Origin of the sequence: Paenibacillus sp. FSL H7-0943, assembly GCF_037963265.1 — a bacterium.
GTDB lineage: Bacteria > Bacillota > Bacilli > Paenibacillales > Paenibacillaceae > Paenibacillus_AQ > Paenibacillus_AQ odorifer.
In genome coordinates, this window is the sequence record NZ_CP150148.1 from 2,335,595 (window position 1) to 2,349,421 (window position 13,827).

13 protein-coding genes are annotated in these 13,827 nt (G+C 46.7%); 9 read left to right on the plus strand and 4 right to left on the minus strand.

Annotated features, from left to right (window positions below; all coding sequences use genetic code 11):
• The first annotated feature begins 33 nt into the window (after positions 1-33).
• The 9 genes from hemH to NSQ55_RS10065 all read left to right on the plus strand — a co-directional run bounded on the left by hemH (position 34) and on the right by NSQ55_RS10065 (position 9,374).
• On the plus strand, positions 34-990 hold the full coding sequence (gene hemH / locus NSQ55_RS10025; RefSeq protein ID WP_076125099.1) for a ferrochelatase: 957 nt from the start codon (positions 34-36) through the stop codon (positions 988-990).
• Positions 987-2,411, plus strand: a complete 1,425-nt coding sequence (gene hemG / locus NSQ55_RS10030; protein WP_339172934.1) for a protoporphyrinogen oxidase — start codon at positions 987-989, stop codon at positions 2,409-2,411. Before hemH ends, hemG begins: the two co-directional genes overlap by 4 nt.
• 162 nt (positions 2,412-2,573) lie before the next feature.
• Complete coding sequence (locus NSQ55_RS10035) at positions 2,574-3,971, plus strand: CapA family protein (protein ID WP_339172936.1); 1,398 nt, start codon at positions 2,574-2,576, stop codon at positions 3,969-3,971.
• Positions 3,972-3,989: 18 nt separating this feature from the next.
• Entirely contained in the window at positions 3,990-4,724 is a 735-nt protein-coding gene (locus NSQ55_RS10040; RefSeq protein WP_254847631.1) for a glycerophosphodiester phosphodiesterase family protein, read from the plus strand.
• 36 nt (positions 4,725-4,760) lie between these two features.
• Positions 4,761-5,384 carry a fumarylacetoacetate hydrolase family protein gene (locus NSQ55_RS10045; protein WP_339172941.1) on the plus strand — a complete coding sequence of 208 codons (624 nt, stop codon included), beginning with the start codon at positions 4,761-4,763 and terminating at the stop codon, positions 5,382-5,384.
• 22 nt (positions 5,385-5,406) lie between these two features.
• Positions 5,407-6,210 carry a DUF92 domain-containing protein gene (locus NSQ55_RS10050; protein WP_076184351.1) on the plus strand — a complete coding sequence of 268 codons (804 nt, stop codon included), beginning with the start codon at positions 5,407-5,409 and terminating at the stop codon, positions 6,208-6,210.
• 44 nt (positions 6,211-6,254) lie between these two features.
• Entirely contained in the window at positions 6,255-6,824 is a 570-nt protein-coding gene (locus NSQ55_RS10055; protein WP_076098408.1) for a TetR/AcrR family transcriptional regulator, read from the plus strand.
• 87 nt (positions 6,825-6,911) lie between these two features.
• Complete coding sequence (locus NSQ55_RS10060; RefSeq protein ID WP_036689259.1) at positions 6,912-8,846, plus strand: ABC-F family ATP-binding cassette domain-containing protein; 1,935 nt, start codon at positions 6,912-6,914, stop codon at positions 8,844-8,846.
• Positions 8,847-8,888: 42 nt separating this feature from the next.
• Positions 8,889-9,374 carry a tetratricopeptide repeat protein gene (locus NSQ55_RS10065; protein ID WP_256716069.1) on the plus strand — a complete coding sequence of 162 codons (486 nt, stop codon included), beginning with the start codon at positions 8,889-8,891 and terminating at the stop codon, positions 9,372-9,374.
• A gap of 354 nt (positions 9,375-9,728) precedes the next feature.
• Here the strand turns inward: NSQ55_RS10065 and NSQ55_RS10070 are convergent, their stop codons facing one another.
• The 4 genes from NSQ55_RS10070 to pepF form a co-directional block, all read right to left on the minus strand.
• Positions 9,729-10,466 carry a hypothetical protein gene (locus NSQ55_RS10070; RefSeq protein ID WP_254857037.1) on the minus strand — a complete coding sequence of 246 codons (738 nt, stop codon included), beginning with the start codon at positions 10,464-10,466 and terminating at the stop codon, positions 9,729-9,731.
• A 76-nt stretch (positions 10,467-10,542) separates the two neighbouring features.
• Complete coding sequence (locus NSQ55_RS10075; protein ID WP_076184364.1) at positions 10,543-11,583, minus strand: M42 family metallopeptidase; 1,041 nt, start codon at positions 11,581-11,583, stop codon at positions 10,543-10,545.
• Positions 11,584-11,585: 2 nt separating this feature from the next.
• The gene (locus NSQ55_RS10080) at positions 11,586-11,897 is read right to left on the minus strand and encodes a lipopolysaccharide assembly protein LapA domain-containing protein (protein WP_042126298.1); all 312 of its coding nucleotides are present in this window, start codon (positions 11,895-11,897) and stop codon (positions 11,586-11,588) included.
• Positions 11,898-11,985: 88 nt separating this feature from the next.
• Positions 11,986-13,776, minus strand: coding sequence for an oligoendopeptidase F (pepF, locus tag NSQ55_RS10085; RefSeq protein ID WP_076125113.1), 1,791 nt, complete (start codon positions 13,774-13,776; stop codon positions 11,986-11,988).
• Positions 13,777-13,827 lie beyond the last annotated feature (51 nt).

The window sequence follows — 13,827 nt, forward strand, 5'->3', positions numbered from 1 at the left end:
CCACGCTATTAAATTGTAAAGGGGACGGAATCCGTGACAGTAAAAATAGGTGTTCTCGTCATGTCGTATGGCACTCCTAAGAGCCTAGAAGATGTTAAAGCTTATTACACGCATATTAGACGGGGGAACCCGCCAACAGCAGAGCAGCTTAAAGAGTTAACCGACCGTTATGAAGCAATCGTCGGGGGGGTATTCCCACTGCGGGAGAATACAGACCGGCAAGTAGAAGCTTTACAAGCAGCATTAAATGCGGATAAAGCGGGAGCAGATGTTGAATTTGTCTGCTATCAAGGCTTGAAGCATGCCAGTCCCTTTATTGAGGACGGCGTGGAGGCTATGGCGAAGGATGGCATTACTCAAGCAGTGGGTATTGTTTTGGCGCCACACTATTCCAGTATGAGTGTAGGGAGCTACATCAAGCGTGCGCAGGAAAAGGCTGATGCATGCAAGATTGACATGGGTTTTGTGGAGAGTTACCATATGCATCCTGAATTGATCGATGTGTTAAGCCAAAGAGTGTCGGCGAAGCTGGATCAATATATTGAAGCAGGTGCGACCCGTGATGAGATTCGCGTATTATTCAGCGCTCATAGTCTTCCAGAACGTATTCTGGCTATGGGTGATCCATATCGGGATCAGCTGCTGGAAACTTCGCAGGCAATTGCAGCTCAAGCAGGCGTAACCAACTGGCAGTTTACTTGGCAAAGTGCTGGCCGCACAGCTGAACCGTGGCTTGGTCCAGATATTCTGGACACGCTGCAACAGCTTAGTAAAGAACAGGTGGAATACGTATTGGTGGCCCCTATCGGATTCGTATCCGATCATTTAGAGGTACTGTACGATCTCGATATTGAGGCAACAGCCGTAGCTGCAGAGCTTGATATGCGTCTTATGCGGATTGACTCACTGAATAGTGATCCCGCATATATGTCTGTATTGAGCGATGTAATTCGTAAACGACTGGAGCAGATGAAGGCCGCTCAATCATGATTGGCCCCACAAGAAAAATTGTTATCATAGGCGGAGGGCTGAGCGGACTCAGCGCCGCCTTTTATATTCGTAAATTTTATAAAGAAGCGGGTATTAAGCCTGATATTGTCTTGCTTGAGAAAGAGAAAAACCTCGGTGGAAAGATTGAAACCTTACATCGCGATGGTTTTGTGATTGAAAAGGGACCGGATTCATTTCTGGCGGAAAGGGCGGAGATGTGCGAGCTGGCTAAGGAATTGGAATTGGATCACGAGCTGGTATCCACTAACCCTCTTGCTAAGAAGCGATATATCTTGCAGCGGGACAAGCTTAATCCTTTGCCAAACGGTCTTGTACTCGGTATCCCTACCGAACTGAAACCTTTTTTATCAAGTGGGTTAGTTTCGTTTGGGGGCAAAATACGTGCGATGATGGATTTTATTCTTCCTCCGCGGCGTAATGATGAAGACGAATCGCTTGGTGAGCTTATTGAGCGCCGTCTAGGGTCTGAAGTGCTGGAGAACTTAACCGAGCCACTCCTCTCTGGCATGTACGCCGGAGATATACAAAAAATTAGCCTGCATGCTACTTTTCCGCAATTTGGACAATTAGAACAACAGTACGGCAGTCTTATTCGTGGAATGCGCACAGGGCGAAAGAATAAAAAGGCACAGGAAGGTACTACACAGAGTACCTTCTTGACGTTCCGCAAAGGGCTGCAAAGTCTCGTGCATAGTCTGATTTATGAGCTGCATGATGTAGAACAACGGACGGAATCTAACGTAGTTTCTATTCAGGCTGTTGGGAGTCCTTCTATTTATGAGGTAGAGCTGGAGAATGGCGAACGGTTGCTTGCGGATGATGTATATATCACTACGCCTAACTTTTCGGCTGCTGACTTACTTCGTCCCCATATGGAGGTTACGGCGCTGGAAGCGGTGGATTATGTTTCAGTAGCGAATCTAGTCATGGCTTTTAACAAAAAGGATATTGTTAACGAATATGATGGATCAGGTTTTTTTGTGCCTCGTAAAGAAGGGCGAAATATTACTGCCTGCACATGGACATCTACGAAATGGCCGCATACGGCTCCTGATGATAAGGTGCTTTTACGCTGTTATGTGGGTCGTTCTGGTGATGAACAGAATGTTCAGCTGCCTGATGAGGCTTTGACGGAGCTTGTGCTTAAAGATTTACGAGAGATCATGGGCATTACTGCGAAACCAATATTTACGGAAATCACCCGCTTAGAGCATTCCATGCCGCAGTATCCTATAGGACATCTTGATAATATTACCGAATTCCGCAAAGATTTAGCGGCTTCGCTTCCTGGTGTGTATGTCATTGGCGCCGGATTTAATGGCATAGCAATGCCAGATTGCATCAAGCAGTCCAAGCTTATTGCGGAAAGCGTTGCTAAACAGCTAATGAATGAAATGTGAGTACGATGACTAAATAAAACAGTGAAGCGAAGCATGAGGCGCTTCACTGTTTTTCTTTAGTTAGTAAAATTTTCTATTTCTATCGACTCTCTTATTTGTAGGGTGCTGTGATAGATATGCTATAATAAAAACAATTTGAGAGTAGAGGAGATCACAGAAACCATGTATCCGCCGCGATCGCGTTCTAGACAAAAGAACAAACATAAGAGCAAACGCAAGCGCAGAACGGCCTGGGCTTGGATCAATGCAGGTCTTCTTTTGATGATTACCGTGTTATTGACTTATAGCTTTACGAATGACCCTGACAAGAAAAGCGCCTCACCGCCTCCGGTAGCAGAAGCGACAGCTACGCCTATACCAGAGAGTAGTGATCAGCCTCAGACAGCACCTCCGGTGGTTGCAGTTGCAACGCCTGAAGCTACAGAGACGCCAAGCCCTTCTCCTACGGCAACTCCAGAGCCAACGCCTACACCGCAGGAGGAGCCCGAAGAGATTATTGAAACACAAGCTCCTGAAGCGACAGCGACCCCTGCGAAGGATGAGGATAGCTCGGAAGCAGCAAATAATGATGCAGTGTCTGGTCTGCCGTCAGATGATAACGCGTCTGGTAAGACGGTAACTTTGAATTTTGGTGGAGATGTTATATTTTCCGGGAAAGCTGGAGAACTGCTGGAGAAGAAAGGTTATGATTATTCGTATGCCGCATTGGAGGGTCTGTTCAAGAAAGATGATCTTACGATCTTGAATCTGGAAACTCCAGTGACCACAGGTGGCGTAAGTGCCACTAATAAGCAATTTGTATTCAAAGGATCACCACTCGCTCTGGATGCGCTTAAGTCAGCGGGTGTGGACGCAGTAAATATGGCGAATAATCACACGCTTGATCAAGGAGAGCAAGGCTTGCGGGATACCCTTAACCACCTTGCTGAAAGAGGAATTCCTTATGTGGGTGCGGGGCTTAACAGTAAAGAAGCATATTCGGCGCAATATTTTGAACGTAAGGGCATTAAGATCGCTTTGCTGGGATTCACCCGGGTGATTCCTGCGTCGGATTGGATGGCAGGGAAAAATAAGCCGGGGCTTGCCTCCGTATACGATAGTGCAGAAGGACTGAAGGCTATTGCTGCAGCCAAAAAGAAAGCCGATTTGGTGGTCGTAGTGGTCCATTGGGGTAAAGAACGGGTAGAACAATATGATAAAACGCAACAGTCGCTGGGCCATAGATTTATCGATGCAGGAGCCGATCTTGTCATTGGCGGCCATCCACATGTGTTGCAAGGCGTGGAGCCATACAAGGGCAAATGGATTGCCTACAGCACCGGGAATTTTATTTTTACGAGATCTACAGTGCCTGCCACTTGGGAAACTGCGGTTTTTCAGGCGGAATGTAGTGTAAAAGGTCAATGCTCCTTAAAGCTGAAGCCTATGAAAGCCGAGCTAGCACAGCCTGTGCCAATGAACGAAGTGGATGGAAAGCTCTTGTTAAAAAGAGTAGAAGCTCTATCCGCAGGACGGGTAAAGATCGGCAGCGACGGTAAAGTCACTCAAGTTACCAAATAGGGTTCCTGGGAGGTCCTTATGATGAACAATTTGTGTGTAGCCCATCGAGGGTTTTCCGGTAAAGCTCCAGAGAATACATTGGCAGCCATTCGGATGGCGATTGCCATGCCCTTTGTGCACTGGATGGAAATTGATGTCCAGCTCTCCAAAGACGGCGTTCCTGTTGTCATTCATGATTATACGTTGGACCGGACGACCAATGGTCATGGCAAAGTAAAGAACATGGACTGGGAATATATCCGGCGTCTGGATGCGGGGAGCTGGAAAGGGCGTGTTTTTCAGGGCGAGCGGGTGCCTTCTTTGGAAGAGGTGCTGTCACTAGCCTCTGGAAGATTGCGTCTGAATATTGAACTGAAAACAGTGGGAGATATGTATCCTGGCATTGAGAAGACGGTGACGGATCTTATTTCTGCAAAAGGTATGCGGGACGACGTGATCTTGACCTCTTTTGATACTGGAGCATTAAAAAAAGTCAAGGAAATTGATCCCCGTTTTCGTACCGGATTGATCTTTGATTCCAGATTTGGCAATCCTGCACGCAGGCTGCATGAACTGGATTGCTCTTTACTTTCGATTAGCTTCTCGCGTCTGAATCCTAGACTGGCTAAGCTTTTGTCCGAGCGTGGGGTGGAAATTATGGCTTGGACTGTGAACAAAGCGAAAGAGATGCGTCGCTTAGCCGACATGCATTCTGATATAATGATCTGTACAAACCGCCCGGATATATGGGGCGACACCTTTCTGAAGGTATAAATAATCCAAATCGATGGGAAAGAGAGCTGACTGTTTATGTGCGCTGCTGTTAATAATCTATATTGTGTTGGACGCAACTACAAGCTACACGCGGAGGAATTGGGTAACAATGTGCCCATTGAGCCGCTCATCTTCATGAAGCCCTCACATGCGGCTGTTTCCCTCGATAAAGCAGTAATTAAGCTGCCAAAGGATGCGGGTCAGATTCATTATGAAGGTGAACTTGTACTGCGTATTGCACGTGATTATACACCAGGCATGAGCGTGGAGGATCTGGTAGATGTAATGGCACTGGGACTGGATTTCACGCTGCGTGATGTGCATAATGATCTGCAGAAGAAAGGTTTGCCGTGGACGCCAGCTAAAGGCTTTAAAAATGCCGCACCACTCACCCCTTACATAGCGTTTCCAGATAAGGAAGAGCTGGAGGGAACTGATTTTACAGTGGTGAAAAATGGGGTGGAAGTACAACGCGGCAATGTTAAAAACATGATTTTTTCACTTCAAAAAATTGTTGATTTTATCGCCGAGCGCTACGGGTTAGGGAAAGACGATGTGATATTTACAGGTACTCCGGCAGGCGTGGGTCCTACTGTAGCTGGCGACGCTTTCGAGCTGTACTGGGGCGACAAGCTGATGGGGACTTGCCTGATCGGTTAATAGATCTGTTGGAGATGAATCTATGCAGTGGGTTATTGGCGCTTTAGGCGCTTTGATTGTTGCGGGAGCGGCATATTGGAAGCAGTCTTTAAGTCTCTCTGGCATGATTGCCGCGGTAGTGATGGGCACTATTTATTTTGGTGCCGGAAATGCTTTTTGGTTTGGGATATTGCTGATCTTCTTCATCACTTCAAGCCTGCTGTCCAAACTTCATCATGATAATAAAGCAGAATTAGAGCTGACGTATGCTAAGACGGGCCGCCGCGATGCCGGGCAGGTTTTTGCTAACGGTGGACTTGGCATGGTTCTGGTTTTTCTGAATGCGATCTTCCCGAATGAGCTATGGGGGTTCCTATTTATTGGTGTAATGGCTACAGTAACCTCGGATACATGGGCTACGGAGATCGGAACACTGAGCAAGAAACCGCCTCGTTCTGTCCTTACGGGTAAAGTTCTTCCTGCCGGAGCTTCGGGCGGTGTATCCAGCTTGGGTACGCTGGCGGCAGCAGCAGGAGGTGCACTCATCGGTGCGTCAGCTTGGCTGCTGCGTATGATATCCGGCATGCCGGATCACTCTTTCGTGCTGCTTACCCTAGCAGGACTTGCCGGAGGATTAGTCGGCGCCTTTGCCGACTCTATCCTTGGTGCAACCGTGCAGCAGATGAACCGCTGTACCGTATGCGGCCGCGAAGTGGAAGGTTCACAGCATTGTGGGGCTCCAGCTGTACACGCAAGAGGCTGGAAGTGGATGAGCAATGACGCAGTCAATGCCATCAGCTCTATCCTCGGCGGTGCAGCTGCCTTACTGCTGAGCATGATCATTTAGCATTTGAATTTAAGCTTTGAACGGCACAGTTTAGGGAGGGACCGATGAGTAGCGCATCCAATCAAAAACATACTGCTATTCTGGATGCCGCATACGAGCTCTTCGGTTCAGGTGGATTTTACGAAACGAAGATGTCGGAAGTGGCGGAGCAAGCCGGGATAGCAAAGGGCACCGTTTATTTATACTTCAAGAGCAAGGAAGAATTATTCATGGCAGTGACGCGCCGCGATTGTGAGGGGTTTCTCCTGCAATTACAGGAAAGGCTGAAGGCTAGTGATACTTTGGCCGGTAAACTTTCGATCATTGCTAAACATCACTTGAATTATTATTATGAACGCAAGCGGCATACGAAGCTCTTTTTCCGTGCCCCTAACAATAATCCTGAATTAGTGGCGTATATGACTCAATTTATGGAGCAATACATGCAAGATGTGGTCAAGGTATTATTAGAAGGTGGAGCATCCGAGCCTGAGCTTATGGCACAGTCCTACATAGGGATGCTGGATCGTTTGAAGATGGATATTTTATTTGATCCGTCTTTTACGGAGGAGGACGCGTATAAACGCGCTGATTTCGCTGCTGGTCTTTTTATTAGAGGGGCCATGATCACCTGAATTTTGGATAGGATGATAGACCGGATAAATAGCATTGGTTAGATGCGGGCCGGTTTTATGAAAATATAAGGCAAGCGAGGAAATAGCATGAATATTATGACCGTGGAACATCTTTCCAAGAGTTATGGCGAGAAAGTACTCTTTAGCGACGCTTCATTTGGTATGGACGATCGGGATAAAATTGGCTTAATCGGTGTGAATGGAACGGGTAAATCAACCTTTTTACGGATTATTGCCGGTCTGGATACTCCGGATGGTGGACAAATTGCCATCGGGAATAATGTAAGAGTACAATATTTGGCGCAGAATCCTCCTTATGATCCTATGAATACAGTTTTGCAGCAAGTGTTCGCCGGGGATGATCCAGACCTTGCTACCATGCGTGAGTATATGGAGACTATGTCCCAGCTTGAACAGCAGCCTGGTAATGCTGAACTGGAAGGAAAACTAGTAAAGATTGGGCAGGCGATCGACGCTGCGGGAACATGGCATTTGGAGAGTGAAGCCAAAAGCGTGCTTACCAAGCTAGGCATCTTAAAGTTTGATGCGTTAATGGACACACTTTCTGGTGGACAACGTAAACGTGTGGCTCTGGCAGCTGCACTGATTACCCCCTCTGAACTGCTGATTCTTGATGAGCCTACCAACCATATTGATACGGATTCCGTGGCTTGGTTGGAGCAATATTTGCAGAAACGGCGCGGCGCTCTTTTGATGGTGACGCATGATCGTTACTTCCTGGAGCGTGTGGCTAGTGTCATGCTAGAGCTAGATGGTGGCCAGCTTTATCGTTATGAAGCTAACTATTCACGGTTTCTAGAGCTTAAAGCCGATCGAGAAGAACGAGAAGCCTCTGCCGAACAGAAGCGTAAGAATCTGTTGCGTACAGAGCTGGCTTGGATTCGTCGCGGTGCCAAAGCCCGTTCAACAAAACAGAAGGCAAGAATCGACCGCTTCGAGAAGCTGAAAGAGAGTACGGGAAGCAGCTCGAACGGTTCATTGGATATCTCTGTGGCTTCTACACGTTTAGGTCGCAAGATCATTGAAATTAATGACCTGTCGAAAGCGTTGGATGGTCGTCAGCTAATCAAAGATCTCAGCTATATCGCTGTACCCCAGGATAGAGTGGGCATCGTCGGCCCGAACGGCAGCGGCAAATCCACACTCTTAAATATGATTGCAGGTCAGCTGCAACCCGATAAAGGTGAAGTTCAGCTTGGCGCTACGGTTAAGCTTGGTTACTTTACACAAGAGCATCAGGATATGGATGACAGTATGCGTGCCATTGAATACGTGAAGGAAGAAGCAGAAGTGATACGGACAGCAGACGGCAGTGTGATTACGGCTGGTCAAATGCTGGAACGCTTCTTGTTCCCTCCTGCGATGCAGTGGACACCGATCTCCAAGCTGTCTGGTGGCGAAAAAAGACGCTTGTATCTGCTTCGTGTATTGATGGGAGCGCCTAACGTATTGCTTTTGGATGAACCTACGAACGATTTGGATATCGGCACATTGGCTGTTTTGGAAGATTATCTGGATGAATTTCCGGGTGTCGTCTTTACCGTATCCCATGACCGTTATTTCTTGGACCGTACGATAGATAAGCTGATTGCTTTTGAAAATGGCGATATCCGGATTCACGTTGGCGATTATACGGAATATGAAGAATGGCTGGCCAAAAATGTACCGTCACGCATTGGAGAACCGAACAAAGAAGGAAGCTCAAAGCAAAAAGAGGCCGCGGACACTGCCAGCAACCCTGCAGCTTCAACGGCTCCCAAAACAAAACTCAAATTCAGCTTCAAGGAACAGCGTGAATATGAGGGCATTGATGAGCAAATTGAGCTTGCAGAGCAACGTTTGACGGATATTAGTGTACAGATGGAGGCGGCTTTTGCTGACTCTGGAAGGCTGCAGGAGCTAGTAGAGGAGCAACGCCTAGCCGAAGCAGAGCTGGAGCGTCTTATGGAACGCTGGACCTATCTGAACGAGCTTGCGGAGAAAATCGCTGGTAAGGCTTAAACCCGTTGGATAGCTTTGAATGAAAATAGGGGAGGGCTCTGTGTGGAAGATAAACTTAAAGCTGCCGTAGCCCTACGCAACGCTGGTAAAGCGGAAGAAGCCCAAATGATGCTGTTTGAGCTATATGAGCAGAATGCTGGGGACGCTGAACTTCTATATCAATTGGCCTGGACGCATGATGTGCTGGGTTTGGAGCGGGCGGCAGTACCCTTTTATGAGAAAAGCTTGGCGTTAGGATTACCTTCTGAGCAGAGAGTTGGCGCTCTATTGGGACTGGGCAGCACCTACCGGACACTCGGAGAATACGAGAAGTCAAAAGGTCTTCTGATGCAGGCTGTTCAGGAGTACCCGGAGAATAAGGAATTTCCGGCGTTCCTAGCCATGACCTTGCACAATCTTGGAGAGCATAGTCAAGCGATGGAGCTGCTGCTTAAGCTGTTGGCAGAAACCTCTGCGGATGAAGGGATAAGAAGTTACAGTAAGGCCATTTCTTATTATTCAGATAAACTGGAGCAAGTCTGGGATTGAGGCTGGCTTTTAAATCACAGTGATTCTTACAAATCACTACCCGGACACAGCTGACCTTAAACGCAGCATTATAACCCATTTGGAATGTTAACGGACACCACAGTCGCTATTGACACTAAAAGCACCCAATACGTTCCTTTTTTGCGTGAATAACGTCGCTTGGGTCCGAAAGAATGCTCCAAAGGCTAATAATTTGCGAATAACGCCTTCTGGGTCCGTAAGCACCAGCCGAAAGTGATGACCACCGGAAATTCCGGCAGTGTCTGTTGAAGAACAAGTGAACCACCAATAAACAAAAAAAGAGTAGGATCCTCCACTAATTGGAGAATTCTACTCTTTTATTTTTCTACTTATTTATTTCGTTCCGTCCACAGCAATCATTTGTACTACAGACCGAGAATCGCCGGGTACAATGATTTCCTTCGCATTCATCTGGGAAGAGCCATCTCCGTCCAAGAAGATGCCTTCCAGACCCTTAGCAGGAACTGTCTGGAGGATCGCTGAACGGAACTCTGCCGCTGTTGAGAGCGTTGGGGTAACAATCAGCCAGAGCTTTCCTGTGTTGTCATACACCATGCCTGAGCGCAGGCGTTTCTCATCAGCGTAAGGAAGATGCTCTTCAGCTACTGCCGCTTCCCATAAGTCTTCGTGTCCCAGATTCATACTAATGCCACCTTGCGCAAAATAATGCTGGCGATCAGTAATCTTCAATTCTTCTCCAGAAGAGACAACCTGTACGGAGAAGCTACGGCTGGCACCATCCCAGACAAGGGTTCCACGTGCGTATTTAGCATTGAACCAGCCAGACCCATAACCCTTCTGGGCTCCGTTGACTGGAGTATCATTCATGATAGCCATGGATAAAAGCGCATCTTGATAGAAAAAACCACCGTTAATCCCATATGCATTAACTTGCCGTAAAGGGACACCCGCGGCCCTGAGCTTAATATCCTCAGGTGAAAGTGACATCATATAGAGCTGCACGTTATCTGTACTCACTGTTTCCAAAAAGCTATAGGCGTGAGGAAGACCTTTAAAGGGATCTTCCTTATGATTTCTAAATACCAGAAACAACGATAGCGCTAACCCCACTATCAATAACACCAGAAGTGAGACGATAAGTCCCTGTCTGCGCCTCCAGAGCTGGTTCAGCTTGCCAGAGCTACCCTCAGTTTGTCCCCACATAAGCAGCGAGAAGCTTAGCAGTGTTCACTACAGCTTGCTTATGCGTACGTTCCATGGAGTGAGAGGCATGTACACCTGGGCCAATCAATGCTGCACGGATATTGTTTCCGCCTCTGAGCGCTGCGGAAGCATCGGAGCCGTACATAGGATAAATATCAACGGCATAAGGAATTGCTAGTGCTTCTGCCAGTTCAATCAAACGACCTGTCATAACATAATCGTAAGGGCCGGAAGAGTCTTTAGCACAGATGGATACATCGGTTTCTTTACAGCTGAGATCATCACCCATGGCGCCCATATCGACGGCAATCATTTCATTGATTTCACCAGGAATCCAAGCTGTACCATGTCCCACTTCCTCGTAGTTAGAGATGAGGAAAGAAAGGTTGTGGAGAGGTTTCCAGCCTTCACGTTTAATACTTTCCAGCAATCCGAGAAGGGCAGCCACGCTTGCTTTGTCATCTAAATGACGGGATTTAATGTAACCGCTAGGCGTAATCACTGCACGTGCATCGAAAGAAATGAAATCTCCGACGGAAATGCCAAGCTTGAGTACGTCTTCTTTAGAAGATACCAGCTCATCAATACGTACTTCCATGTTCTCCTCTGATCGTTTGAAGTCACGAGCGTCTGGATATACGTGAACAGATGGATGGCTGGTTAAGATGGTTCCTGTATAAGTTTTGCCGCTACGGGTATGGATCGTGCAGTATTCATTCTCAATGCTGTGCATGGCGAAGCCACCCACAGAGGTCAGACGCAGTGTACCATTAGCTTTAATCGAGCGGACCATGGCACCAAGTGTATCCACGTGAGCGCTGATGCCAATAGTACGAGAGGGATCTAGGCCAGGGACGTTAAGAATTACGCCGCCTTTTTCATTCCAGCTTAAAGGTACGTTCAGCGCAGCTGCTTCTTCAGCAACTAGTGTCATTACCTGTGCGGTGAAACCGCTTGGGCTGGGGGTGTCGAGTAATTTTTTTAGGATGGAAAGTATGTAGTCTTCATTAGGTTGAATGGTAATCATTAGTTAAGCCCTCCTGTTAAGCCATCATTGTCTGTGTTAAAAGAATCCAGTGAAGTGTCGGCATCACGAAGCTTGGTAAGCTCAGCAGTTAAGCTTTTAATTTGCTTTTGTAGTTTGTATTGACGAAAAATGCCGTAAGAGCCCACGATGATTCCGCCAATTAACGCGCAGCCAAGAATAACGAGTATAAGTGGTATATTAACCACATCAAAACCGAAATTGACTTGAACGGGATCAACGTTGATGACTGCGAATATGGCGGTTAGCAGCGCGAAGATTAGACCCGCAATTAGTGACCATTGAATTCTCATTGAATTCTTCCTCCTCAGGGGGATATAACAATATAAAATCCCCTGCCCAGATAGGGCAAGGGATTAATGTAATACTAAGCTCTCTGCCTTATTTGGTCAACTGTTCCATTTGCTCGATAACACTTTCGAACACACTCATCGCTTCGCGAATCGGCTCAGGAGACGACATATCAACGCCTGCTTTTGACAAAATATTGATGGAGTAATCACTGCCACCGCTCTTCAGGAAGCCGAGGTAACGATCTACCGCCGGTTTACCTTCTTCAAGGATTTGTTTGGCAAAGCTAGTCGCTGCCGAGAAGCCTGTTGCATATTTGTAAACATAGAAGCTGTTATAGAAATGCGGAATTCGTGCCCATTCCATCTCGATATCCTGATCCACAACCATTTCTTTGCCGTAGTATTTGACATTCAGGTCGTAGTAGATACTCGAAAGATCTTGTGGGGTAAGCGAATCGCCCTCTTCAACACGCTGATGAATGATCTTTTCGAATTCTGCGAACATTGTTTGCCGGAAAATCGTTGTCCGGAACTGATCGGCATAGTAAGTGAGCAGATACATTTTTTCCTTAGGATCTGTAGACTTTTTGAGTAGATAATCCATAAGCAAAGCTTCATTGGTAGTTGAAGCAACCTCTGCAAGGAAAATGGTATACTGTGCATCCCGATAGTTCAGAGCGTTGTCTGAAAAATAAGAGTGTAGAGCATGACCCATCTCATGTGCCAGAGTAAACATACTGTTCAGATTATCGTTATGGTTCAGCAGGACGTATGGGTGTGTGCCATAAGGGCCCCAGCTGTAAGCTCCAGAGCGTTTATTCTCGTTCTCATAGACATCAATCCAGCCATTGTCGTAGCCTTTTTGCAGCACATTCAGATAATCTTCACCCAGCGGTTTGAGGCCTTCTTTGGTAATTTTCTTCGCTTCTTCGTACGTGATATCCAGCTTATATTCATCTACTAGTGGTGCAAATAGGTCATACATATGTAACTCATCCACACCAAGCAGCTTTTGACGCAACTTCATGTAACGGTGCATTAAAGGAAGACTCTCATGAATCGTATCGATCAGGTTGGTGTATACCTCTTTTGGAATGTTATCACCGTAAAGAGACATTTCCATTACAGATGGATACTTGCGGACGTGTGAGAAAAAGACGTTTTTGTTCACATTGGCGCTAAGCGTTGCTGCGATGGTGTTTTTTTGCTTACGATAGGTGTCATAGACTGCTTTAAAAGCATTTCGGCGAACCTCGCGATCGGAGCTTTCCAAGAACTTGATATAGTTGCCGTGAGTCAGCTCGACCTCTTTGCCATCTTCATCTTTAATCTTAGGGAATTTCAGATCTGCGTTGTTCAGCATACTAAAAATATTCTGAGGCGCTTGTGCTAGGTTTCCAACTTGGGCAAGCAGAGCTTCCTCAGCCTTGGACAATACATGCGCTTTCTCACGTTTCATCTCTTTTAAAGTGAAGGTGTAAGCGGACAGTTCAGGATCAGCAATAAATTGATCCAGCTTCTCAATAGGCAGTGCCAAGATTTCTGGGGTTACAAAAGAAAAGGCTTCGCCTGCTTCGATCCCAAGCTTCTTCGCTTTGGAGGACAAAGCTTGATATTCAGGATTAGCAGTGTCTTCATCCTGACGCATATGAGCATAGACAAAGAGTCGCTCAGTGGAGACGGACAGCTTGTCATCCAGCTCAAAACATTGTTTCACAGCTTCTGCGGAATCAAGTTTACCTTGGAAATCAGCAGCTTTTTTGATCAGTGATTTAGCTTCAGCATATTCTGCATCCCAATCCTTCTGAGAGGCAAATATATCTTCAAGCTTCCAACGATTCTCAGCAGGTACTTCACTTCTCTTCAATAATTGTTCCATAGAAACCCTCCTAGAATGATGAGATGTAGTAGGCATAATCTCCCTCGGCAA